The sequence below is a fragment of the Ruegeria sp. HKCCSP351 genome, assembly GCF_017872535.1.
Taxonomy (GTDB): domain Bacteria; phylum Pseudomonadota; class Alphaproteobacteria; order Rhodobacterales; family Rhodobacteraceae; genus Ruegeria.
Map to the genome: position 1 here is coordinate 96,231 of NZ_JAEDOV010000001.1, position 21,053 is coordinate 117,283.

General features: G+C 58.1%; 28 protein-coding genes and 1 tRNA gene. 13 read left to right on the plus strand and 16 right to left on the minus strand.

Translation table 11 applies throughout. The annotated features are described in order from the left end of the window. Together I9182_RS00450 and I9182_RS00455 are read right to left on the minus strand one after the other, a co-directional pair. On the minus strand, window positions 1-1,134 hold the full coding sequence (locus I9182_RS00450; protein WP_348540365.1) for a polysaccharide biosynthesis/export family protein: 1,134 nt from the start codon (window positions 1,132-1,134) through the stop codon (window positions 1-3). 80 nt (window positions 1,135-1,214) lie between these two features. Further along, window positions 1,215-2,513, minus strand: a complete 1,299-nt coding sequence (locus I9182_RS00455) for a capsular biosynthesis protein (RefSeq protein WP_209595824.1) — start codon at window positions 2,511-2,513, stop codon at window positions 1,215-1,217. Between the two features lie 141 nt (window positions 2,514-2,654). Here I9182_RS00455 and I9182_RS00460 point away from each other — a divergent pair, with 141 nt between their 5' ends. The 5 genes from I9182_RS00460 (at window position 2,655) to I9182_RS00480 (ending at window position 5,866) form a co-directional block, all read left to right on the plus strand. Beyond that, window positions 2,655-3,242: a riboflavin synthase gene (locus tag I9182_RS00460; protein WP_209504309.1), complete on the plus strand. Its 588-nt coding sequence runs from the start codon at window positions 2,655-2,657 to the stop codon at window positions 3,240-3,242. A 104-nt stretch (window positions 3,243-3,346) separates the two neighbouring features. Continuing rightward, window positions 3,347-4,468 carry a 3,4-dihydroxy-2-butanone-4-phosphate synthase gene (gene ribB, locus I9182_RS00465; protein ID WP_209595826.1) on the plus strand — a complete coding sequence of 374 codons (1,122 nt, stop codon included), beginning with the start codon at window positions 3,347-3,349 and terminating at the stop codon, window positions 4,466-4,468. A gap of 2 nt (window positions 4,469-4,470) precedes the next feature. Beyond that, entirely contained in the window at window positions 4,471-5,022 is a 552-nt protein-coding gene (locus I9182_RS00470) for a 6,7-dimethyl-8-ribityllumazine synthase (protein WP_209595828.1), read from the plus strand. Then, on the plus strand, window positions 5,019-5,501 hold the full coding sequence (nusB, locus tag I9182_RS00475) for a transcription antitermination factor NusB (protein WP_209595830.1): 483 nt from the start codon (window positions 5,019-5,021) through the stop codon (window positions 5,499-5,501). Before I9182_RS00470 ends, nusB begins: the two co-directional genes overlap by 4 nt. Before the next feature lie 59 nt (window positions 5,502-5,560). Then, window positions 5,561-5,866 (plus strand): hypothetical protein, encoded by a 306-nt coding sequence (locus I9182_RS00480; protein ID WP_209595832.1) that lies wholly within the window; start codon window positions 5,561-5,563, stop codon window positions 5,864-5,866. A gap of 214 nt (window positions 5,867-6,080) precedes the next feature. Here I9182_RS00480 and I9182_RS00485 read toward each other — a convergent pair whose 3' ends face one another. Together I9182_RS00485 and I9182_RS00490 are read right to left on the minus strand one after the other, a co-directional pair. After that, window positions 6,081-6,506, minus strand: coding sequence for an SRPBCC domain-containing protein (locus tag I9182_RS00485; RefSeq protein WP_209595833.1), 426 nt, complete (start codon window positions 6,504-6,506; stop codon window positions 6,081-6,083). Further along, window positions 6,503-6,823: a metalloregulator ArsR/SmtB family transcription factor gene (locus I9182_RS00490; RefSeq protein WP_209504303.1), complete on the minus strand. Its 321-nt coding sequence runs from the start codon at window positions 6,821-6,823 to the stop codon at window positions 6,503-6,505. Before I9182_RS00490 ends, I9182_RS00485 begins: the two co-directional genes overlap by 4 nt. A 114-nt stretch (window positions 6,824-6,937) precedes the next feature. On the opposite strand from I9182_RS00490, the gene I9182_RS00495 reads away from it, so the two are divergent. Continuing rightward, the gene (locus I9182_RS00495) at window positions 6,938-7,369 is read left to right on the plus strand and encodes an MmcB family DNA repair protein (RefSeq protein WP_209504302.1); all 432 of its coding nucleotides are present in this window, start codon (window positions 6,938-6,940) and stop codon (window positions 7,367-7,369) included. A gap of 4 nt (window positions 7,370-7,373) precedes the next feature. Here I9182_RS00495 and I9182_RS00500 read toward each other — a convergent pair whose 3' ends face one another. Beyond that, window positions 7,374-7,562, minus strand: coding sequence for a DUF6324 family protein (locus tag I9182_RS00500; protein WP_117869403.1), 189 nt, complete (start codon window positions 7,560-7,562; stop codon window positions 7,374-7,376). 77 nt (window positions 7,563-7,639) lie between these two features. Between I9182_RS00500 and I9182_RS00505 the strand changes: the two genes are divergently transcribed. Together I9182_RS00505 and I9182_RS00510 are read left to right on the plus strand one after the other, a co-directional pair. Continuing rightward, complete coding sequence (locus I9182_RS00505) at window positions 7,640-8,122, plus strand: GNAT family N-acetyltransferase (RefSeq protein ID WP_209504301.1); 483 nt, start codon at window positions 7,640-7,642, stop codon at window positions 8,120-8,122. Between the two features lie 48 nt (window positions 8,123-8,170). Continuing rightward, window positions 8,171-8,247 (plus strand) — tRNA-His (locus I9182_RS00510). A gap of 92 nt (window positions 8,248-8,339) precedes the next feature. Here the strand turns inward: I9182_RS00510 and I9182_RS00515 are convergent. From I9182_RS00515 to secG, 11 genes are all read right to left on the minus strand, one after another. Then, a complete protein-coding gene (locus tag I9182_RS00515; protein ID WP_209595834.1) occupies window positions 8,340-9,146 on the minus strand; it encodes an ABC transporter permease subunit in 807 nt (268 codons plus the stop codon). 91 nt (window positions 9,147-9,237) lie between these two features. Then, on the minus strand, window positions 9,238-10,125 hold the full coding sequence (locus I9182_RS00520) for an ABC transporter permease subunit (protein ID WP_209595835.1): 888 nt from the start codon (window positions 10,123-10,125) through the stop codon (window positions 9,238-9,240). Between the two features lie 79 nt (window positions 10,126-10,204). Continuing rightward, window positions 10,205-10,954: a transporter substrate-binding domain-containing protein gene (locus I9182_RS00525; protein ID WP_209595836.1), complete on the minus strand. Its 750-nt coding sequence runs from the start codon at window positions 10,952-10,954 to the stop codon at window positions 10,205-10,207. Window positions 10,955-10,987: 33 nt separating this feature from the next. After that, window positions 10,988-11,764, minus strand: coding sequence for an ATP-binding cassette domain-containing protein (locus tag I9182_RS00530; RefSeq protein WP_209504298.1), 777 nt, complete (start codon window positions 11,762-11,764; stop codon window positions 10,988-10,990). A gap of 128 nt (window positions 11,765-11,892) precedes the next feature. Next, window positions 11,893-12,633, minus strand: a complete 741-nt coding sequence (locus I9182_RS00535; RefSeq protein WP_348540318.1) for a PhnD/SsuA/transferrin family substrate-binding protein — start codon at window positions 12,631-12,633, stop codon at window positions 11,893-11,895. A gap of 5 nt (window positions 12,634-12,638) precedes the next feature. Continuing rightward, entirely contained in the window at window positions 12,639-13,076 is a 438-nt protein-coding gene (locus tag I9182_RS00540) for a TerB family tellurite resistance protein (RefSeq protein ID WP_209504296.1), read from the minus strand. Window positions 13,077-13,096: 20 nt separating this feature from the next. Next, complete coding sequence (locus I9182_RS00545; RefSeq protein ID WP_209504295.1) at window positions 13,097-13,546, minus strand: TerB family tellurite resistance protein; 450 nt, start codon at window positions 13,544-13,546, stop codon at window positions 13,097-13,099. A 180-nt stretch (window positions 13,547-13,726) separates the two neighbouring features. Further along, window positions 13,727-14,497: an isocitrate lyase/phosphoenolpyruvate mutase family protein gene (locus I9182_RS00550; RefSeq protein ID WP_209595837.1), complete on the minus strand. Its 771-nt coding sequence runs from the start codon at window positions 14,495-14,497 to the stop codon at window positions 13,727-13,729. 160 nt (window positions 14,498-14,657) lie between these two features. Further along, the gene (locus I9182_RS00555; RefSeq protein ID WP_209595838.1) at window positions 14,658-15,140 is read right to left on the minus strand and encodes a bacterioferritin; all 483 of its coding nucleotides are present in this window, start codon (window positions 15,138-15,140) and stop codon (window positions 14,658-14,660) included. 112 nt (window positions 15,141-15,252) lie between these two features. After that, window positions 15,253-16,896 (minus strand): CTP synthase, encoded by a 1,644-nt coding sequence (locus I9182_RS00560; protein WP_209595839.1) that lies wholly within the window; start codon window positions 16,894-16,896, stop codon window positions 15,253-15,255. 160 nt (window positions 16,897-17,056) lie between these two features. After that, window positions 17,057-17,419 carry a preprotein translocase subunit SecG gene (gene secG / locus I9182_RS00565; RefSeq protein WP_209504291.1) on the minus strand — a complete coding sequence of 121 codons (363 nt, stop codon included), beginning with the start codon at window positions 17,417-17,419 and terminating at the stop codon, window positions 17,057-17,059. 150 nt (window positions 17,420-17,569) lie between these two features. Between secG and nthA the strand changes: the two genes are divergently transcribed. From nthA to I9182_RS00590, 5 genes are all read left to right on the plus strand, one after another. Then, window positions 17,570-18,184 (plus strand): nitrile hydratase subunit alpha, encoded by a 615-nt coding sequence (gene nthA, locus I9182_RS00570; protein WP_209504290.1) that lies wholly within the window; start codon window positions 17,570-17,572, stop codon window positions 18,182-18,184. After that, the gene (gene nthB, locus I9182_RS00575) at window positions 18,181-18,858 is read left to right on the plus strand and encodes a nitrile hydratase subunit beta (RefSeq protein ID WP_209595840.1); all 678 of its coding nucleotides are present in this window, start codon (window positions 18,181-18,183) and stop codon (window positions 18,856-18,858) included. Before nthA ends, nthB begins: the two co-directional genes overlap by 4 nt. After that, complete coding sequence (locus I9182_RS00580; RefSeq protein ID WP_209504288.1) at window positions 18,855-19,184, plus strand: nitrile hydratase accessory protein; 330 nt, start codon at window positions 18,855-18,857, stop codon at window positions 19,182-19,184. The genes nthB and I9182_RS00580 overlap by 4 nt, the downstream gene beginning before the upstream one ends. A 224-nt stretch (window positions 19,185-19,408) precedes the next feature. After that, a complete protein-coding gene (locus tag I9182_RS00585) occupies window positions 19,409-20,704 on the plus strand; it encodes an adenylosuccinate synthase (RefSeq protein WP_209595842.1) in 1,296 nt (431 codons plus the stop codon). After that, window positions 20,704-20,940, plus strand: coding sequence for a DUF2842 domain-containing protein (locus I9182_RS00590; RefSeq protein ID WP_209504286.1), 237 nt, complete (start codon window positions 20,704-20,706; stop codon window positions 20,938-20,940). The genes I9182_RS00585 and I9182_RS00590 overlap by 1 nt, the downstream gene beginning before the upstream one ends. Window positions 20,941-21,053: the final 113 nt, after the last annotated feature.

The window sequence follows — 21,053 nt, forward strand, 5'->3', positions numbered from 1 at the left end:
TCAATTGCCGGTTAGCGTGGCAACGTTTGCAACGGGCGTCAGACCGCCTGCGATAAGTGAGATCGACTTGCTCCACTGCGCATAGGGCGCTTCGGTCACGTAGATTGTATCATCATCCCGGATCACGAAATCGCGCGCAATGAACAGGCCGTTGGGGGCTGTCAGGTTCAGTAGGTAGATCATGCGCTGATCCCCTTTGAGGTCGGCGCGTCCGGTGATACTGCGGGCGACATCCTGACGTTCCTTGCGCAGAATGAAGATACCCGTTGGATCCGAGGACAGCGTCAGCAGACCACCGACCTGCGCCAAGGCTTCCAGAGCCGACAGGTCCTGGCTTTCAAATGCCACGCGCGATTGGCCCCCGGTTGCGCCAAGGGCGATATACGATCTGCTGTCCTCTTCCACCAGAATGCGGTCGCCACCGCGCAGGGCGACGTCCAGCTTGGGGTTGCGGAACAGGTCCTCGTACCAAACGGTACCCTTCTGATCGCCCCGGATCAGGGTCACCAGCGCGATGTCCGACGCGACCGAGACCCCGCCCGCCTGGGACAACATACCAAGCAGCGATCGGGTTGGCCGTTCAATCGGATAAATGCCCGGTGCGGCGACCGTGCCCGTCAGCGAGACGGTGGACCCGTCACCCGCGACGCGCCGCACTTCGACCTGCGGGTCCGGCGTTTGTTCCTGAAGCTTGTCTGTGATCAGTACGCGCAGCTGTTCCGGCGTGTTTCCCGCGGCCCGAATCCGTCCTGCATAGGGGACAAAGATAAATCCGTCACTATCAACCTGAACCTCGTTCAACGCGGTCGCAAGACCGGTTTCGCCGGACAGCAAGCCATCGTCGACGTTTTCCCAGATGGTCAGCCCCAGCACGTCACCAGGGCGGACGGTATCTGCGGTCAATGTCTGGGCACTGCTGAAGGAAGACGAAAAGCCATACTGAGGAATGGCGGACGTCGCGCGTGTGACATTGTCGTCAACTTCAACGACATATGCGTTGCCCCCGTTTTGAACTGAACCGGCCAGAATTTCGGATTTGTTCGGTCCGGATTTTGGCAACTGGCACGCAGCCAGCAGACCAATTGCAGCCACAAGGGACACACCCCGCATCCATCGCTTAGGAGAGACTTTCACCGCCCGATACCCTCAGTCTTTTGTAGTTGCGTGAAGACTAGCTGGTAAGTTGCTTAACTTCCAGTCACACACCACCCGTTTCATTCGACGACTTTCAACTGTGTCGTTCGCGCCTCGTTCGTATTCAGGACCGATTGGTATGGATCGTTGGTGTCCAAAAGCATATCCACGGCGCGGCGCAGCAGCTGACGGCGGCCTCGTCTTGAATAGAACCCGCCGGGTACCTGACTGGTTTCCAGAAGAAATTGCCGATAACAGCGATAGGCCTCGGCATCCGGGTGGCGGGGATCGGCGAAAAACGCTGCGATCGGCTGCTGTGAGACGAAATCGGGCTTGTCGTAAACCGAACGCCCGAAAATGCGCAATGGAATACCCCGCCACAGGACCTGCTGTCCAGCGGTGGAATTCACGGTGACGGCCGAACTCGCCTCATCCAGCAATCTGGCCAGCTTGCCGCCCGGCACATAATGAACACGGTCGCCGATGCCGTGTTTTCTGGCAATTTCACGGGCCCGGCGTCGCAACGGTTCGCGATGGTTTTCCAAGGGGTGTTCCTTTACCACCAGCCTGTGATGGGCGGGCGCGCCTTGTGCAAATCCTTCGATTACCAGCTCAAGAAATTCACACATACCCGAAAAGCTGGAATGAGCCTGCACCGAACTGTCATGCCCAAGCTGCAACAGTACCAGATGATAGGGGTATCCGCCCCATCTGACCCGCGCCGTCGCCAAACTTCGCTGAAGACGGTGAAAAGGCATCAAAAACAGTCGCTTGAGGTACAATCTGAATTCCTGCGAAACAGGCAATTCCCTGTGTGGTTGAAAGTTGCGGTAGCGGCTGTTCAGGGCCATCACGAACCAATGATAAAGGGCGCCATAGAAGATATGGTGCCGCATGTCTCCCCAATGCGACGGGGGCGGCGGTGCCTTTCGGTCGGACAGGGCCATGGCCTGACGCATCTGCTGAATATCCAGCGACATCAGCATTGAGTTTCCATTTGACCCGTCCCGCTCATAAGTCACCCACCAGGGGCGCAGATACCCTTCCTCGAATACATGTACGGTAACTCCGCACGACCGCGCGATTTCGACCGCACGCGCATGGATGGGTCTGGTGTCGCCATAAAGAACAATATCCGTAACAGCTTTTTCAGCGATCAAAGAGGACAGTGTTGCGGGCCAGTTTTCCGGTTTGTCCTGAAACGGGATGTAACTTGCCTTGTCGAACCAGAACGCCTGATCACCTGCATTGAACCCAACCCGCCAGACCCGGGCCCCCGTGGCGCGTAACATACGCCCCAAGGCCGGGAAAAAAGGTCCGTGCGGGCCCTGAAGGAACAGGAAGACCCGATCATGAGACCTTGAAGGCGGGTGCGGCATCCGAACTGCTCGTATTGTTGTTGTTGCCAAAACTATGCCCGTTTGGTGGGTGTACGGCAAGGCAGGGCTTGCCCGCGCGGCCCGTTGGCCTTACCTCGACGGTGAAAGTCAGGCACAGGTTAGGAACTGAGGGTTAACGGAATGTTTACAGGGATCGTCACCGACATGGGCACCGTCGCCGAGCTGGAGCAGCAGGGAGACCTGCGTGCGCGGATCAGGACCACCTATGACACTGCGGGCATCGATATCGGGGCCTCGATTGCCAGTGACGGTGTGTGCCTGACCGTGATCGCGTTGGGCGACGATTGGTATGACGTCCAGATCAGCGCGGAAACCGTTTCGAAAACCAATCTCGACACCTGGGCTGTCGGCAAGCGTGTCAATCTGGAACGCGCCCTGAAGGTTGGTGACGAACTGGGCGGTCACATCGTTTCGGGCCATGTGGATGGCGTAGCCGAGGTGATCGCGATCAAGGAAGACGGCGACAGCACCCGCGTCACCCTGCGCGCGCCAAAAGATCTTGCACGGTTTATCGCGCCCAAAGGGTCGGTGGCACTGAACGGCACATCCCTGACGGTCAATGACGTGACAGATTGCGATTTTGGCATCAACTTCATTCCACACACCAAAGAGGTCACCACTTGGGGTGACGTGCAGGTCGGTGACAGGGTCAATCTTGAGATCGATACGCTGGCCCGTTATGTGGCGCGTCTGGCCGAAATGCCCTGATACGATACGTCGCGTCGGAACAGACCTGCGCCGTTTGTGGACTGGTCTTTGTGCCCTCAGTGGTCTATTCCGCCGTTCAAACATGCCATGCGAAAGGCTGCCCAATGAGCTTTGAGACACCCGGCCCGGTCGAGGCCCGGCTGCGCGACGCGATCAGCCCGATCGAAGACATTATTGAAGAGGCGCGTGCGGGCCGGATGTATATCCTGGTCGACCACGAGGATCGCGAAAACGAGGGCGATCTGGTGATTGCTGCCGAGTTCGCCGATGCCGAGGCCATTAACTTTATGGCCACCCATGGCCGTGGCCTGATCTGCCTGCCGATGACAGCAGAACGGGTCGAAGCACTTGGGCTGCCGATGATGGCGGTGAACAACTCGTCCCGGCACGAAACCGCATTCACCGTGTCAATCGAGGCGCGCGAAGGGGTCAGTACCGGAATCTCTGCCGCCGACCGTGCGCTAACCGTGGCGACTGCGATCAACGAGCAGAACACGATGGCTCATATCGCAACGCCCGGCCACGTCTTCCCCTTGCGCGCCAAGCGGGGCGGGGTGCTAGTGCGTGCCGGTCATACCGAGGCTGCCGTTGATATCTCACGTCTGGCCGGTCTGAATCCCTCGGGCGTGATCTGCGAGATCATGAAACCCGACGGCACCATGGCGCGTCTGCCTGATCTGGTTGAGTTTGCGCAAGAGCACAACATGAAGATCGGCACGATCAGTGACCTGATCGCGTACCGGTCGCGCAACGACAATCTGGTGGTTGAAACCTCGCGTCAGCTGGTGGCGTCAGAATATGGCGGCGAGTGGGAGATGCGGCTGTTCACCGATCAGACCCATGGCATCGAACATGTGGTCATGATCAAGGGCGATATCACCACACCCGAACCGGTGTTGACCCGCACCCATGCTCTGCACGAGGCCCCCGATATTCTGGGTCTTGGTCCGAAATCCTCGCGCGAACTGCCGCGTGCCATGGAAAAGATTGCTGAAGAAGGACGGGGCGTGGTCTGCCTGTTCCGTCAACCGCGCAACTCGCTATATGCCACGGGCGACGAGGGGCCGCGCACAATCAAACAAACCGGTTTGGGGGCGCAGATCCTGTCCAAGATGGGAATTCAGGAACTGGTTCTACTGACCGACTCGCCGCAAACCGTATATCTGGGGCTTGACGCGTTTGGCCTGTCCATCGTTGGCACCCGTTCGATCCTGAAGGAAGACTGATCATGGCTGCTCAAGACGAACATGGCGTTCTGCCGACACCGACATTTGACAAGCCGGTCAAGCTGCTGATCGTGGCGGCGCCGTTTTATCGTGCGATTGCCGATAACCTGATTGCGGGCGCGAAGGCCGAAATCGAAGCCGCGGGCGGAACCTGCGAAGTAGTCGAGGTGCCCGGCGCGCTGGAAATCCCGACCGCCATCGCAATGGCCGACCGTCAGTGCAACTTTGATGGTTATGTCGCGCTCGGCTGCGTCATTCGTGGCGAGACAACGCATTACGAAACCGTTTGCAACGACTCCAGCCGGGCCATCCAGTTGATGGGCCTGCAGGGCCTGTGCATCGGTAACGGTATTCTGACCGTAGAAAATGATGCGCAGGCCGAAGTCCGCGCGAACCCCAAAAAGATGAATAAAGGGGGTGGGGCTGCTGCTGCGGCCTTGCATCTGATCGCGCTCAGCCGTAAGTGGGGCTCTTCCAAAAAGGGCGTTGGTTTCAAACCGCCGTCCGAGTCCATCCTCGTGGCGGGCGACAGCAACGGACCCTCGACAGCATGACCAAGACAGACGCGCCGAAACCGGCCAACCAGAAACGCCTGATGAAATCCGCCGCCCGGCTTTATGCTGTGCAGGCGCTGTTCCAGATGGAACAGTCCGGGCAAACGACCGAAGCTGTCGTGAACGAGTTTCTGGATCACCGGTTCGGCGCCATCTATGAGGGCGAGGAGATGCTGGACGGCGACATCTCGGTTTTCCGGTCCCTGGTTGACAATGCGGTGAACTATCAGGCGGCCATCGACCAGATGACCGACCGTGCACTGGTGGCCAAATGGCCGATTGCGCGCATCGATCCAACCCTTCGTGCGGTGTTCCGTGCCGCAGGTGCCGAGCTGACCCAAAGCGACACGCCGCCAAAGGTTGTCATTACCGAATTCGTCGATGTGGCGCGTGCGTTTTTCCCGGAAGGCAAAGAGCCAAAATTCGTCAACGCAGTGCTGGATCACATGGCGCGTGAGGCACAGCCCGAGGCATTCTGACGCCTTTACGAGAACCAAATATGCGCTAACTTGAATGTCATCGCGCAAAGAGGTTCGCCATGCCCAAACTGATCCGCCTTTATATTACGCAAGTTGCCTGGGGCTTTGTCATTTCGGCTGTGTTTGTCGGCGTCCTGTTGGCGCTGAATGTCGCAAACCTGTGCCATCTGATAACCAGTTCGGAAATCGGCCTTATCGCTTTGGTGATGATCTGGTTCATGAACGGCATTGTCTTTGCGGGTGTCCAGTTCGCCTACAAGATCATGAGCATGGCAGAAAAGCCGCAAGGCCCGCGCCGGGGCACCCCTGTTGTACACAGCTTTGAACCGGCGGTCGCAAAGCAGGAAGCCCCAGCAGGGCGCTGAATTTCAGGGGAAAATGTGGCGGGACCACCAAACAACCGTGTGGTTTGATTCCCGAGGACCTGTATATACAGGTGGGCGCCAGGTAATCAGGCCAGGACCTGAACAGAGCCAGCCCCCTCGGAATTGCTTAAGGCCACCAGAATGCTACCTGTCACAAGAAGGGCAGAACCCGCCACGCGCTTAAGTAGGGCGTCTGACGGGTTCGCACAAGGGGTCAGGCATCAACAGTTTCGTGCAATGCCGTGCGCATCTTGCCAAAGTGTTCGTCCCATCCCTTGTCTAGCGCCAGGATCAGGCCAAAGGCATCGGCCCCCTGCGGCAGGCCTTCATGCCGCAGGTCAAGGCGCGTCCCTCCTGCGACGGGTTCCAGGGTCCACTTGACCACGCTCACCGCGTCGCCCATCGGTTTTACGGTGAACGTGTATTCCAGATATTTGGGAGGGTTGGCAACGCGAACCTCACCCCAAATCAACAGGTCGCCGCTTGTCGTGCCAAACATCTCCAACTTTTGACCCGCGGACAGAGGGTGTTGAGGTTTGTGGAACCATTCCGCCAGACGATCCGGGTCTGTAAGATAAGCCCATACCGTTTCCGGTTCGGCCCTCAGAAAGATCGATTTCTTCAGAACTGTATCGGTCATTTCGATTTCCTTTCAACAGCTTCCTTGAGAGAGTTGAGGCGATCGTCCCAGAACTGGTCAAAATACCTGAGCCAGTCCAGAACGGGGGCCATCCCCTGTGGTTCAAGACGGTTAATGCGTTCGCGGCCACGGGTTTCGACGGTGATCAAGCCGCCGTCGGATAGCACGGTCAGATGCTTTTTGACCGCGGCCCGGGTCATGTCGAACTGGTCTGTCAACTGCCCGATGGTCATGTCCTGAGACGAGAGCAATTGTACAATGTCCCTACGTGTGGGATCGGCCAGCGCACGGAACGCGTTTTGAGTTCGGTTATCCATAAGCAACTCCAGAAGAGATACCATTTGGTATCGTATTAATATGATACCAAATGGTATTATGTCAAGCACGATGGAGCGCTTTACTTTTGTTCACCAATTGTTCACATTTGAGGTATGTTGTTAGATTTGCAGCCCGGACAGAAACTGGCGCGTGGCGTCGCACGCCACCTTGCCGCGCATGGTTTTGTTTCTGTTGAAGAATTCGTTCCGGCACGTGGTTTGCGTGTCGATGTGATGGGGCTGGGTCCCAAAGGTGAGATTTGGGTGATCGAATGCAAATCCAGCCGTGCCGATTATCAATCGGATGCCAAATGGCAGGGCTATCTGGAATGGTGTGACCGATTCTTCTGGGCCGTGGATACCGAGTTTCCGACCGATCTGTTGCCTGACGAAACGGGCTTGATCATTGCTGACGCCTATGATGCCGAGATCGTGCGCATGGCGCCTGAGGACAAGCTTGCCCCGGCGCGGCGCAAGAAGATGATCCAGAAATTTGCGACAGATGCGGCACGCCGACTGCATGCGCTGCGCGATCCGCGCTTATAAAAGCTCAGCCTTTGACGGCGAGGGCGGCCTGTATCGCGGCGCGGATCTCATCGGCGATTTCTTCAGCTTCTTCCGGGTCGAAATCCATCGGAATCTCGATGCCGTCGGCTTCGATGAACAAGCGTACCATCCCCTGATCGGTCGGACCGATTTGCAGGTTGGCCTGAATATCGCGTTCGGTATTGATGCCCATCTATGCCTCCGAGACTGAGCATTCGTGCTAGCGCGCACGGGGTTGAGAATCAAGTCACCTTTGCGGTCAGATAAAACATGGAAAATGTGGTTCTCAGAACGTTTCGCCCCGATGATGCCGCGTGGCTGGTCGAACAGCACGGGTTGCTCTATGCGCGCGACGAAGGATTTGATGACAGCTTTGCCCCATTGGTTGCGCGCATCCTTGAGGAGTTCATTGCCAACAATGACCCGTCCTTTGAAAAAGGCTGGATTGCTGAACGGGCTGGGCAAAGATTGGGTAGTATTTTCAGCGTGCGTGTTGACCAGACAACCGCCAAACTGCGCCTCTTCCTGCTAGTCCCCGAGGCGCGGGGACTTGGGTTGGGGAAACAGCTGTTGCAGACCTGTACAGACTTCGCACGCGAGGCCGGATTTCGGGAAATGGTTCTGTGGACCCATGAAAGCCATACGGCTGCCTGCGCGCTTTACAGGGCGTTTGGCTGGGAACTGATCGACAGCAAACCGGTGCATTCCTTTGGGGTCGACCTTGTCGAACAAAGCTGGAGAATTCGGCTTTAATCCTCTTGCATTCCCCGGGCGCGTTCGGTACATCGCCCCTCACAAAGTGCCGCCTTAGCTCAGTTGGTTAGAGCGCTGGATTGTGGATCCAGAGGTCCCCTGTTCAAGCCAGGGAGGCGGTACCATTCCCCCAAAATCGACTGTCCGTGTTCGCACCGCCAAGCGTATTACAAGTGTAGTGTAGGCTTGAACGCCGGTATGTCCGGGGCGATGACCTTTAGCGCGCCAGGTTCAGTTTGAACCGCATTTTTGCCCGTTTGGCGGTGGGCAGGTGGCGGTTCAGGCGTTTGTTGATCAGGCCAAATCCCCCGACAATCACCAATGTCAGCAAGATGAAATAGAAGGCCAGAATTGGATAGGGGATGAAGGGGTTGAACGTTTTGTCCGCGAAATAGCTGGCGTAATAGAGCGCGTCGCCACGTTGTTGCCAGGCCGGAAAGGCCGAGAAGAAGACTAGCGTGGTGGCATGGAACAGAAAGATCGCCTCGTTCGTATAGGCCGGCCAGGCCAGACGCAGCATGGTGGGCCAGACGATCCGCCGAAACCGCGACCAGCCGGACATGCCATAGGCATCTGCCGCTTCGATATCTCCCTTGGGGATCGAGCGCAGGGCACCGTAAAAGATCTCACCCGAATAGGCAGCGGTGTTCAGGAACAGCACGATCAGCGCCCCCAGCCAGGCCGAGGTAAAGGCGTCGAACATCGGATATGTTTTCTTCAGCGACAGGAAGAAGAAATAAGCAAAGAAGAACTGGATAAAGAGAGGCGAGCCCCGGAACAGAAAGATGAACCATTCGGCAGGTTTGCGCAGCCATTTGTTGGTCGAGGCTTTGCCGACGGCCAGCGCGGTGGCCAGAAAGAACCCGGTCGCCAGCGCCATGACGCCGAAATAGATGTTCCAGATCATGCCCGAGCCGATCAGGGTGAACTGTTCGCATAGGGTGAAATCGGTTTTAGGCAGCAGGCGCTCGCCAAAGCCAAGCGACCGCAGGCCGTAATCCTGAATGGTCTGGATGCAGCTCATGATCGGGCACCTTGGAAAGGAGATTGCGGGCGCGAAAGAGATTGCTGTGCAATCGCGTGCGGTACCCGGTTGCGGTCGTGAACGCGGATCATCATGCCGTTGTCTCCTTGCGCAGAAGCTCTCCGCCGGAAGTGGCCTGTCCGTGGGACAATCGCCGCATCAGTTTTTCCAGCCCAATTTCCGAAAAACGGGTCATGCCAAGGTAGAAGATCAGCAGGAACAGGAAATACCACATGCGCCAATCGCCATGTGGATATTGCGTGAATTTCGAGGTTTTGGTGCCGCCAAGTTCGCGCGCCCAATACACGATATCTTCGACGCCCAGCAGGAAGAGCAGGGGTGTCGCCTTGATCAGCACCATCCATAGATTGGACAGGCCGGGCAGCGCGTAGACCCACATCTGAGGTACGAGGATTTTCCAGAACGTCTGGCGGCGATTCATACCATAGGCTTCGGCCGTTTCCAGTTGCGCATGTGGTACGGCGCGCATTCCGCCGAACAGGACATTGGCCGCAAAGGCGCCAAAAACGATAGAGAAGGTGATGACCGCAAGGAAAAACCCATAGGTTTCATGCACCCATTCAGGCGCGGTTCCAAGTGGCAGCTTGGCGGCCTGACAAACGATGAAATCATTGCCCTGGCGGATTGGGTCGGTCCAGTCCGGGCACAAAATCTTATGCCGCGTCCACTCGAACGCCTGATCCAGAGCGATGACGAAAAACAGGAAAAACGCAATGTCGGGCACACCGCGCACAATCGCGATATACCCTTTGCCCAACCAGCTGAGCGGGGGGAAATGCGAGCGCGCTGCCATGGCACCGGCAAACCCGAAGCCAAGAGCGACAGGGGCGGTTACAGCTAAAAGGGCCAGAACCTTGATAAAAGACAGGTAGAATGACCAGTGGACGCCATTGGTCAGGTAGCATGAAAACCAGCGGAGCGTGCCCAGCGTGTCAGGATCAGCGCAGTACGAGAACATATGGCGTCTTTCCAACGTCTGTTCCGGCCAAGCCGGAAGCGGCCCGGCGCCGAAGCACCGGACCGGGATTGGTCAGGTCTTAGTTGGTGACGACCGAACCGTCAGTACCGTATGTGGCGGTGCCTTCACCAAACCACTTGATCAGCATCTCGTTCAGCGTGCCATCCGCTTTCATCGACGTGATGGCTTCGTCGAACTTGCCGCGCAGTTCACCGTCGCTTTCACGCAGCCCCATGCCGACGCCGCCGCCCAGCGGAACCGGATCGCCGACAAAGACCAGCTCACCGCCCGATTCCTCGACCAGCGGCACCAGATAGTCGCGGTCGGCCAGAACGGCATCGGCTTCGCCGTTACGGACGGCTGCAATGGTTTCTTCCGGGGTCGCGAATTCGACCAGGGTTGCACCGGATTCGGCAACGTGGCCTGCCTGGATCGTGGCGGTTTGCGCCGCAACGACACCACCAGTTACGTCTGCCGAGTCAGAGGTCGCAACATAGGCCGACGCGGTCGGTGGGTAATAGTCTTGGGTAAAGTCGATGACCTCATCACGTTCGGCAGTGATCGACATACCGGCGATGATGGTGTCGTAGTTGCCCGAGACCAGGTTCGGAATGATCGAATCCCAGTCGTTCTTGACCCATTCACACTCCAGGTTGGCGCGTTTGCACAGCTCGTCGCCGACCTCACGCTCGAACCCGTCGATTTCACCTGCATCGTTGATGAAGTTGTAAGGAGGGTAGGCGCCCTCGGTGCCCATGCGGACCGTGTCGGCCATCGCGATACCAGCAGTCAGCGCCAGGGCTGCAGTGGACAGAATCAGGTTTTTCATTGGTTACTCCCCAGTTTGGTTCTGTTCTTGAAGTTAAGCCGCCTGAGTGGCGGAGAGAAAGCCCCGAAGCCGCTCGGATTCGGGTGACGTAAAGATATCTTCGGGCAAACCTTCTTCCTCGATCAGGCCCTGATGAAGAAATACCACGTGGCTCGAGATATCTGCCGCCATTTTCATGTCATGAGTCACGATGATCATGGTGCGCCCTTCGGCTGCGAGATCCTTGATCACCTTGATCACTTCCTGTTCCAGTTCGGGATCCAGCGCCGAGGTCGGTTCGTCGAACAACAACGCCTGCGGTTCCATGCACAGCCCCCGTGCGATCGCGGCGCGCTGTTGCTGACCACCGGACAATTGTGCCGGATAGGCGTCGCATTTGTCACCAATACCAACTTTCTCAAGGTATTTGCGCGCGCTGTCTTCCACTTCGGCCTTGTCGCGGCCCAGAACGGTCACAGGGGCTTCCATCACATTTTGCAGGATGGTCATATGCGCCCACAGATTGAACTGTTGAAACACCATCGACAGGTTGGTGCGGATGCGCAGAACCTGCTTGGGGTCCGCGGGGCGACGCCCATGGCTATCGCCCGACCATTTGACAGGCTCGCCTTTGAACAGGATTTCACCCTGCTGGCTGTCTTCCAGCAGATTGCAGCAGCGCAGCAAAGTTGATTTTCCTGACCCCGATGACCCGATCAGCGAGACCACGTCGCCGCCATGTGCTGTGATATCCACCCCCTTCAACACTTCCAGATTGCCGAAGCTTTTGTGAAGGTTTTTGATTTCGATGACGGGAGCGGTTTCTGTCACGGGCAGTCCAGTAGTTTGTGGTGTTGGTGCGGTACTAGGGCCGAAAAATTTGCTCAATGCAATGCGCAATTCGCAAATTCAGGGTCGGAAACAGCCAAATTGACCAAATGCACCCGACAATTTGGTCATCAGATTATTCGCTGTGCGTATGGCGGTGGCGGGGTCGGTACGGACAGGTACCCCTCCGCCGGGATGTCGACCAGCCCCTGAATGTGCAGCGTTTTGCGGTCGTGTTCGGTAAGGCTGTTTATCGCAACTCGAACTGCGTCTGCGACCTGATCAACGTTTTGGTCGGGTCCGGTAATATAGGGCAGGGTCGGTGTCGGAGAGGTTTTTGCCAGTTCGCGCAGGCTTTCGCCCAGATCGGTATGTTCCTGCAACATCATCCAGGTCAACGCATCCAGTGCGGCGAAATCTGCCTTCCCGTCCGAGACCGCCTGCGCCGACAGCGCGTGACCGCCTGTCTCCAACAGCGACGCAGGATGCAGGTTCTCCCGGGACAGATGTGTGATCGGTGCCGCCCAGCCGGATTGGGACAGCGCTTCGTTATACGCGAAGATACCGTCAGTCATGCCCGCCAGCGTGCGGTTGTCGTCGCGCCGCGCCACAAAGACCGAGCAATAATGCCCGGCAGGACAACCGGGAAGGCCGTAATCCGGGGTGCCCACCAGTTGAACCCGATCATGCAAGCGTGTGCGATAGGGCATTCCACAGGTCTGTGCCAGCACCAGATCGGGATCAAGCCAGACCTGCCAAACATCGGCGCCTCGGGTCAGCTGTTCCGGACCATGTCCCAGATGCGTGCGAATCAACCCCCAGAACCGGTCATTGGCGGCCTGAACCTCGGGCATGTCGTACATGCCAAGCATGGCTATCAAGATTTGGCGGCCTTTTGCCGGGCCAAAGCCGAATCTACGTCGCTGACCCCCAGCAGGCTGACAACCAGACGCAGCAGCGAATCCTCCTCACCCGTACGGTGGCCATCAGCCAGGGCCACTGACCACAGCGCCTGAACCACCGCCAGCCGGTTTTCATAAGCGACTGCTTCCTTGATGGCACGGGTAAAACGGACCGTGTCGGGGGCTTCAGCCTCCAGATCTTCGGCACGGGCGCGCAAAGCCGCGCTTTCGAATGGGGACAAACCGTATCGTTCAGCCGAGATGCGGTCGATGCGCGCCATCTCGGAATCAGAATAATCGTTGTCAGATCGTGCCAGTCGCACCAGCAGGGCCGTCAGGGCCAGGCGGGCATCATCTTCGACAAGCGGGTCGGGCTTGGGCTGTGTGAGCCTGGAAAGAAAGTCACTGAACATGGGTAAGATATAGCGGGCGCTTAACTCACATCCAAGCGGCTTTGGACGCGCTCGCGCGCTGCCTGACTGTCATTATAGCTCAAGCCCATGGCAATGCGGGCTTCTTCGACGATCTTTATCTCGCCCTCGTCCGAACTGCCATCCGCCAGAACGATTTCCCACAACGCGTCAAGGGCTGCCAGCCGCTCTTTCAGGTCCGTGGTTTCCCGGATCAGTTTGCCGAACGTATCAGTTTCCGGTGCCGCAGCATGTAACTTTTCGCATGTAGCCCGAACTTTGGCCGCCTCAATCGCGTTATGCTGATAAAGACGGGCCAGTATCTTGTCGATCAGACTGATCTCTTCCAGCTTGTAATCGCGATCTGCCTGCGCGACGCGCACCATCAGAGCGCCCAGAGCAAGTTCTGCATCCGGGTCCGGCAATTGTTCATGATGAGGCGGTCTGAGCGCCTTAAAGAACCTTTTCAACATAACAAACACCTAGACGACAGGTCGTGATCGGCCAAGCACGAAATGCTGGTCTTGCTATAGTATGGCGTATGTCCCACGCTGAATCAGATCTGCGCGGCACCGGGTACGCACAGGCCGACAATCAATCGTTGACCAATATCGATGGGTTGCAATTTGTCCTGAGGAAACAGAAACCTGTATTTACCCGGCCATGGCCTCTTTGGCTGCGTTCTGCAACCAGGCCAGCATTTGGCGATAGGGGACCGGGCCGTAGCTGATCCGCGCAACCCCGAGCTTTGCCAGAGTGGGCGCATCCGGCGTGCCGGGCAGGGCGATGATATTGACCGGTAAGGTCGTGGATTCGCAAAGCCGGGCGATCAGAGCTTCGTTCTTTAGCCCGGGTGCAAAGAATCCGCTGGCGCCTGCATCAGCATAGGCATTGGCACGGGCAATGGCCTCATCCAGCATCGTGTCGTCATGGGTGTCCGCTTCGGCCTTCAGGAAGATATCTGTGCGAGCATTGACATAGGCGGGAATAGCCGCGCGCGCGCAAGCGTCGCTTACCGCTTCAACACGTTTGGCCTGAGTGGCGATGTCATAGAGACCGTCGCCACCTATGATCTGGTCTTCAAAGTTGAACCCAACAACACCGCAGTCCAGCGCGCGCCGAACGTTTTGCGCGATCCCTTGCGGGTCTTCGGCATAAGCCCCCTCGAAATCCAGTGTTACCGGCAGATCAACAGCCGCAACGATGCGGCGTGCATTGTCCAACGCGGCCTCAAGTGGAATGTTCTGCCCGTCGCCATAACCATGTGCCATGGCAACAGGGGCACTGCCGGTCGCGATGGCCTGGGCACCAGCATCCCGAACAGCCCCAGCGCTGCCAGCGTCCCAGATATTGAACAGAATGACAGGATCGCCCTTCTTGTGAAGGCTGGTAAAGGTCACGGCTTTCTGGGATTGGCTGGTCATCGGAACTCTCCTGTTGTCGCGAATCCTACAGCTAACGCTGCGACAATGACCCGGCCAGAGTTTTTGCGACCAGCCAGGTCATTTTGAGGTGACGGCACAGGCACAGATTGCGTCAGCATCGCACAGCACCTGTGACTTCCATCGGTTTGAAACCAAGGTCTCAGGCTTCGCCCGCGGCGCCAGAGACGAATTTCGCGCTAAACGCAGATTCGCCAAGACGTTGCAGAAGACTCAGCTGTGTCTCCAGCCAGGCTTTGTGACCTTCTTCTTCCATCAGGATGCGTTCAAACAGTGTACGCGAACCAACATCACCGGCCTCAGCCGCCTGTTGCGCTGCATTGGTGTAGAAGTCGACGGCCTCACTCTCGTCTTTGAGATCAGACGCGAACATCTCTTCCAGCGTGCCCGCTGCGGCTGGGCTTTTCTGAAACGCAAGCTCGGGGGTTCCACCCAGAAACAGGATACGTTCGATAAAGGCGTCAGAATGCACCAACTCTTCCTGCATCTCGCCCCGCATTTTCTCAGCCAGAATGTCAAGGCCCCAGTCGTCCAGAACGTGCGCGTGCAACTGGTATTGGTGCGCGGCAGTAAGCTCCATATGAAGCGCTTGCTGAAGGTTTGTGATCGTTGTCGCGTTGCTCATCGGAAATCTCCTGAAACCGTGAAATGCAAAAGCAGAAAACCTGCCTCTCCACACAGTTAAGAGGTCAGCCCCCACGAAACAACGTGGGGTGACAGTCCGACACAGTCAGGGATCAAACCAGGCGCGAGGTGTCTTTCGCGGCCCGCACAAATTCGCGAAACAGCGGATGCGGGTCAAACGGCTTGGACTTCAATTCCGGATGGTACTGAACGCCAATGAACCACGGGTGATCCGCCCATTCCACGATTTCGGGCAGACGTCCGTCCGGCGACATGCCCGAAAACTTCAGGCCCGCTTTTTCAAGCTTGTCGCGATACTTGATGTCCACCTCATAGCGGTGGCGGTGACGTTCCTCGATCTGCGTGCCGCCATAAACCTCGGCCACTTTGGATCCATCCGCCAATACTGCGTTGTAAGCCCCAAGGCGCATTGTGCCGCCCTTGTCGTCGCCGACCTTGCGCTCGACCTTGTGGTTGCCCTGTACCCACTCCTTGAGGTGATAGACCACCGGTTCAAACCGTTTCTTCCCGGCCTCATGGTCGAATTCCTCGGACCCGGCTTCGGTAATACCCGCAGCGTTCCGCGCGGCCTCGATCACCGCCATCTGCATGCCAAGACAAATGCCCAGATAGGGAACCTTGTGCTCGCGCGCATATTGCGCCGCCTTGATCTTGCCTTCGGTGCCACGCTCGCCAAAACCACCGGGGACAAGGATGGCGTGGAAGCCTTCCAGATACGGGGCCGCGTCTTCGGTATCGAAAACCTCGGCATCCACCCACTCGATCTTGACCTTCACGCGGTTGGCCATACCGCCATGGGTCAGCGCCTCGGCAATCGACTTATAGGCGTCTTCAAGCTGCGTATATTTGCCAACAATTGCCACTTTCACTTCGCCTTCGGCGTTGTGGATGCGGTCGCTCACATCTTCCCATTTGGCCAGATCGGGCTTGGGGGCGGGGCTGATCTGGAAGGCATCCAGAACGGCCTGATCCAGCCCCTCGCGGTGATAGGCCAGCGGCGCGTCGTAAATGGTGGACAGGTCCTGCGCTGCGATCACGCTGTCTGGACGCACGTTGCAGAACAGGGCCAGCTTTTCCCGTTCCTTGGTCGGGATCGGCCCTTCGGACCGGCAGACCAGAATATCGGGCGCCAGCCCGATCGAGCGCAGCTCTTTCACCGAGTGCTGGGTCGGCTTGGTTTTCAACTCGCCGGACGCCTTGATGTAAGGCAGCAGCGTCAGGTGCATAAAGATGCACTGACCGCGCGGCTTGTCCTGACTGAACTGTCGGATGGCTTCAAAGAAGGGCAGGCCTTCGATGTCACCCACGGTACCGCCAATCTCACACAGCATGAAATCAACCTCATCCTCGCCGATGGCGATGAAATCCTTGATCTCGTTGGTGACGTGCGGGATCACCTGAATGGTCTTGCCGAGGTAATCGCCGCGGCGTTCCTTTTCCAGCACGTTTGAATAAATCCGCCCGGAACTGACCGAGTCGGTCTTGCGTGCCGCGACACCGGTGAAGCGTTCGTAATGGCCAAGGTCTAGATCGGTCTCGGCGCCATCATCAGTGACAAATACTTCGCCATGCTCAAAGGGCGACATCGTGCCGGGATCGACGTTCAGATAGGGGTCCAGCTTGCGTAGACGCACCGAATAACCGCGGGCCTGCAACAAAGCGCCCAAAGCTGCCGAAGCCAGCCCTTTGCCCAAGGACGAAACCACACCACCGGTGATGAAAATAAAACGTGCCATAGTTTTTCGGCTGCTCCCGTGAGACGTCAAAATCAGCTGCCCGGCGGTTCCGAAAAACCGCTGCATCACGGGACTTCACGTATAAAGGATTCGCGCCAAAAGCGCAAGAGAACCGCAAGATGCTGTTGCAGTCCTCTTTCAGGTTTCTAGGTTTTGTGGATCAATCCGCCTGCGGGATCAGCGGCGCGTTGTCGTCCTGTGCCGGCGGCAGAAGATCATCAACCGACGGAATAGCCGGAGCGCTTTCCTCGGTCGAAGCCGGTGCCGGAACGCCCAGACGGTCGATTACCGAGCTGCCCGAAGATTTCTGAGCCGCAAGAATGGTCAGCGTGATCGAGGTGACGATGAAACACGCTGCAAGTATCCACGTCAGCTTGCCCAAAGCCGTCGCTGCCGCGCGACCGGTCATCGCACCACCGCCACCGCCCATGCCAAGGCCACCGCCTTCAGACCGCTGCATCAGGACAACGGCGATCAAGCCCAGAGCCAGAAGAAGATGGATGATGAGAACGACGTTTTCCATGGTGGTCCTGTACAGCGTGGCGTGTATCGCGTGGTACTTATGCAAGTTTGCCAGCGGGGGCAAGTCAGGAGTTGGCATCAACTTCCTTGATGTATCCCATCACGTCAAAGAGACTGGACAGTGCGTTGAGTTGTGACGCAGGCTGCGGCCATGCCACATGACGATCACGACCACCCGCATGCCCTGTTGCCACCCGAACCCGCATTGCGCGTCAAAGCGCTTGAGACGATTCTGACTCGCAAAGGGCTGATCGATCCGGCGGCTCTGGACGAGATCATCGACACCTATCAGAACAGGATCGGGCCGCAAAACGGTGCGCGCGTAGTTGCCAAAGCCTGGAGCGACCCTGCCTTCAAAGCTGCCCTGCTTGAAGACGCCACTCCGGTCGTAGCCGACCTTGGCTACTATGGCCGCCAGGGCGAACATATGGTGGTTGTCGAGAACACACCGGATCGGCACAACATGGTCGTCTGCACCCTGTGCAGCTGTTACCCTTGGCCACTGCTGGGTATCCCGCCCGGATGGTACAAGTCCGACGCCTACCGAGCCCGCGCGGTGCGAGAACCGCGCAAGGTGCTGGCCGAGTTCGGTGTCACCTTGCCCCAAGACACCTCTGTACGGGTTTGGGATTCGACGGCCGAAATTCGCTACCTTGTCTTGCCCATGCGCCCTGAAGGCACAGACGGGATGAACGAAGATGAACTAACCGCGCTTGTGACGCGCGACAGCATGATCGGCACGGGCCTTCCGAGGGTGCCCGCATGACCCGCGTTCACGATATGGGAGGCCGTTTCGGTGATGGTCCGATACGTCCAGAGGCAGAGAATGCGCCGGTCTTTGCTGAAGACTGGCACGCCCGCGCTCTTGCGGTCACACTTGCATCTGGTTTTCTGGGGCAGTGGAACATCGACGTTTCACGCCACGCGCGCGAACGCCTGTCCCCGAAGGACTACACCCGGTTTTCGTATTATGAGAAATGGATATCCGGTCTGGCCGATCTGCTTGTCGAAAAGGGTGTTCTGACATTGGAAGATCTGCGTGGCGTGCGTGGCGACAAACCGCACCCCTTGGCAGACAGAGCGCTCAAGGCGGAAGCGGTGTCCGCAGCGCTGGCCAAAGGCGGGCCTGCGGACAGGCCTTCCAATGTTGCGGCGCTGTTTTCTGTGGGGCAAGAGGTTGTCACGGTCCGACCGGCAGCAAATCGTCTCGTGGATGGGGGTCACACGCGCCTGCCTGTTTATGCATCCGGTGCCAGGGGCCGAATCCTGCGCCTGCACGGAACCCATGTTCTGCCCGATTCCAATGCGCATGGGTTGGGTGAGGCGCCAGAGCCGATTTATGCGGTGGCCTTTGCGACATCTGAGCTCTGGGCCGCCCCCGAACATCGCGCCGACCAGGTGGTTCTGGACCTCTGGCAAAGCTACCTGCAACCGGCATGAACGACTGTATCTCATACGGAGCCCCCGAGCCGGTTTTTGCTCAGCCCTGGCACGCTCAGGTCTTTGCCGTCACCGTCGCGCTGAACGAGGCTGGGCGGTTCGAATGGGCGGATTGGGCGGCGCGCTTTTCAGCGATACTGAAACGCAATGGACTTGCCCGGGAACTGGATGGCGGTGACGATTACTTCCACGCATGGCTGGAAACGCTTGAGACATTGCTGGCCGAACAGGGCGCTGCCATGCCGAAAGATGTGCAGGATGTGCATCAGGCCTGGGAAGAGGCTTACCTGACCACTCCGCACGGGCAACCTGTCCACTTAGGATGACAGGGTTAGGGGGCTCTGCCCCCGCCGCCCGTTCCGGGCGCCTCCCCCGGGATATTTACAGCCAGATGAAGCAAGGGATCCGCTCTTCATCTGGCTGCAAATATCCCCGCCGGAGGCATCGCGCGCTTGCGCGATTTTCCTCTGCGGCGAAATATCGGTTTCCCTGCGGTTTTTGGCCCGCTATATGAGCCGGGTTTGATCACTCAGCACGAAAAGGACCGGATATGGCCAACGTGGTTGTTGTCGGCGCCCAATGGGGCGACGAAGGAAAAGGCAAGATTGTCGACTGGCTCAGCGAAAGGGCGGACGTAATCGCGCGTTTTCAGGGCGGTCACAATGCCGGTCATACGCTGGTGATCGACGGTGAGGTCTATAAGCTGCACGCGCTTCCTTCGGGTGTAGTACGCGGCGGCAAGCTGAGCGTTATCGGCAATGGTGTGGTTCTGGACCCCTGGCATCTGGTCAATGAGATCGCAACCATCCGCGCGCAGGGTGTTGAAATCACTCCCGACACGCTGATGATTGCCGAAAACACGCCGTTGATTCTGCCGATTCACGGCGAGTTGGACCGTGCGCGCGAAGAAGCTGCGAGCAAAGGCACCAAGATCGGAACAACCGGTCGCGGAATCGGCCCGGCCTATGAAGACAAGGTTGGGCGGCGTTCCGTTCGCGTTGCCGATCTGGCGGATGAAGCCACGCTGGAGGCCCGCGTGGACCGCGCATTGCAACACCACGATCCGTTGCGCAAGGGTCTGGGTATCGAGCCGGTTGACCGCGACGCGCTGATTGCTCAGCTCAAAGAGATCGCGCAACAAATTCTGCCGTTTGCGGCACCTGTCTGGAAAGTGCTGAACGAAAAGCGCAAAGCCGGGAAACGCATCCTGTTTGAAGGGGCGCAGGGTGCGCTGCTGGATATCGATTTTGGCACCTATCCCTTCGTGACCTCGTCAAACGTGATTGCGGGGCAGGCGGCAACCGGTGTTGGAATCGGTCCGGGCTCGATCAATTTCGTGCTTGGCATTGTTAAGGCCTATACCACCCGCGTTGGAGAAGGGCCGTTCCCGACCGAGTTGGAGGACGCGGACGGTCAGCGGCTGGGTGAACGCGGGCACGAATTCGGGACGACAACAGGCCGCAAGCGCCGCTGCGGCTGGTTCGACGCCTGCCTGGTGCGCCAGACCTGCGCAACCAGCGGCGTGAACGGCATATCGCTGACCAAGCTGGATGTTCTGGACGGGTTTGAGACCCTTAAGATCTGCACGGGGTATCAGCTGGATGGCGAGCGTTTGGATTACCTTCCGACCGCTGCTGATCAGCAAGCCCGCTGTACCCCGATTTACGAAGAAATGCCGGGGTGGAGCGAATCGACCGAAGGCGCGCGCAGCTGGGCGGATTTACCTGCAAATGCGATCAAATATGTGCGTCGGGTCGAAGAATTGATCGAATGCCCGGTGGCGCTTTTGTCCACCAGTCCGGAGCGGGACGACACCATTCTGGTGACAGACCCCTTTGCAGACTGATGCGCGAGAAACAGAAGACAGGGTTGAGTTACAAGGCACGCCGGCGCTGGTCGCTGGTGATCCTTGTGCTTGGTCTTCCGCTGTACATCATCGCCGTGGTGACGATCGTGAACTTGCTGGGGCGTCCTCCGATCTGGATTGAGTTACTGGTTTATGTCGTGCTGGGCATCCTTTGGGCCCTGCCGTTCAAGTTCGTGTTTCGCGGCGTCGGCAAAGAAGACCCCGATCAGTCCTAGCGCTCGTCAGGTATGTCTGAATGACCGGGCCTGCTGAGCACTGCGCAGGAAAACGCGCGGTCCTCGGCGGTATAGTGTCGGCTGTCTGGTATCAGTCGAAACGTTCGGGCTTT

What these genes read in the sequence shown, in the direction of transcription:
- I9182_RS00535 (WP_348540318.1), bottom strand. Translation starts at nt 12,633, where the DNA reads ATGCTTGGCATGTACGACATGCCCGAGGTTCAGGCCGCCAATGACCGG.
- I9182_RS00455 (WP_209595824.1), bottom strand. Translation starts at nt 2,513, where the DNA reads ATGCCGCACCCGCCTTCAAGGTCTCATGATCGGGTCTTCCTGTTCCTT.
- nthA (WP_209504290.1), top strand. Translation starts at nt 17,570, where the DNA reads ATGCCACATGACGATCACGACCACCCGCATGCCCTGTTGCCACCCGAA.
- I9182_RS00585 (WP_209595842.1), top strand. Translation starts at nt 19,409, where the DNA reads ATGGCCAACGTGGTTGTTGTCGGCGCCCAATGGGGCGACGAAGGAAAA.
- ribB (WP_209595826.1), top strand. Translation starts at nt 3,347, where the DNA reads ATGAGCTTTGAGACACCCGGCCCGGTCGAGGCCCGGCTGCGCGACGCG.
- I9182_RS00550 (WP_209595837.1), bottom strand. Translation starts at nt 14,497, where the DNA reads ATGACCAGCCAATCCCAGAAAGCCGTGACCTTTACCAGCCTTCACAAG.
- I9182_RS00560 (WP_209595839.1), bottom strand. Translation starts at nt 16,896, where the DNA reads ATGGCACGTTTTATTTTCATCACCGGTGGTGTGGTTTCGTCCTTGGGC.
- nusB (WP_209595830.1), top strand. Translation starts at nt 5,019, where the DNA reads ATGACCAAGACAGACGCGCCGAAACCGGCCAACCAGAAACGCCTGATG.
- I9182_RS00580 (WP_209504288.1), top strand. Translation starts at nt 18,855, where the DNA reads ATGAACGACTGTATCTCATACGGAGCCCCCGAGCCGGTTTTTGCTCAG.
- I9182_RS00515 (WP_209595834.1), bottom strand. Translation starts at nt 9,146, where the DNA reads ATGAGCTGCATCCAGACCATTCAGGATTACGGCCTGCGGTCGCTTGGC.
- I9182_RS00540 (WP_209504296.1), bottom strand. Translation starts at nt 13,076, where the DNA reads ATGTTCAGTGACTTTCTTTCCAGGCTCACACAGCCCAAGCCCGACCCG.
- I9182_RS00480 (WP_209595832.1), top strand. Translation starts at nt 5,561, where the DNA reads ATGCCCAAACTGATCCGCCTTTATATTACGCAAGTTGCCTGGGGCTTT.
- I9182_RS00525 (WP_209595836.1), bottom strand. Translation starts at nt 10,954, where the DNA reads ATGAAAAACCTGATTCTGTCCACTGCAGCCCTGGCGCTGACTGCTGGT.
- I9182_RS00545 (WP_209504295.1), bottom strand. Translation starts at nt 13,546, where the DNA reads ATGTTGAAAAGGTTCTTTAAGGCGCTCAGACCGCCTCATCATGAACAA.
- secG (WP_209504291.1), bottom strand. Translation starts at nt 17,419, where the DNA reads ATGGAAAACGTCGTTCTCATCATCCATCTTCTTCTGGCTCTGGGCTTG.
- I9182_RS00485 (WP_209595833.1), bottom strand. Translation starts at nt 6,506, where the DNA reads ATGACCGATACAGTTCTGAAGAAATCGATCTTTCTGAGGGCCGAACCG.
- nthB (WP_209595840.1), top strand. Translation starts at nt 18,181, where the DNA reads ATGACCCGCGTTCACGATATGGGAGGCCGTTTCGGTGATGGTCCGATA.
- I9182_RS00495 (WP_209504302.1), top strand. Translation starts at nt 6,938, where the DNA reads ATGTTGTTAGATTTGCAGCCCGGACAGAAACTGGCGCGTGGCGTCGCA.
- I9182_RS00490 (WP_209504303.1), bottom strand. Translation starts at nt 6,823, where the DNA reads ATGGATAACCGAACTCAAAACGCGTTCCGTGCGCTGGCCGATCCCACA.
- I9182_RS00555 (WP_209595838.1), bottom strand. Translation starts at nt 15,140, where the DNA reads ATGAGCAACGCGACAACGATCACAAACCTTCAGCAAGCGCTTCATATG.
- I9182_RS00460 (WP_209504309.1), top strand. Translation starts at nt 2,655, where the DNA reads ATGTTTACAGGGATCGTCACCGACATGGGCACCGTCGCCGAGCTGGAG.
- I9182_RS00470 (WP_209595828.1), top strand. Translation starts at nt 4,471, where the DNA reads ATGGCTGCTCAAGACGAACATGGCGTTCTGCCGACACCGACATTTGAC.
- I9182_RS00590 (WP_209504286.1), top strand. Translation starts at nt 20,704, where the DNA reads ATGCGCGAGAAACAGAAGACAGGGTTGAGTTACAAGGCACGCCGGCGC.
- I9182_RS00505 (WP_209504301.1), top strand. Translation starts at nt 7,640, where the DNA reads ATGGAAAATGTGGTTCTCAGAACGTTTCGCCCCGATGATGCCGCGTGG.
- I9182_RS00500 (WP_117869403.1), bottom strand. Translation starts at nt 7,562, where the DNA reads ATGGGCATCAATACCGAACGCGATATTCAGGCCAACCTGCAAATCGGT.
- I9182_RS00520 (WP_209595835.1), bottom strand. Translation starts at nt 10,125, where the DNA reads ATGTTCTCGTACTGCGCTGATCCTGACACGCTGGGCACGCTCCGCTGG.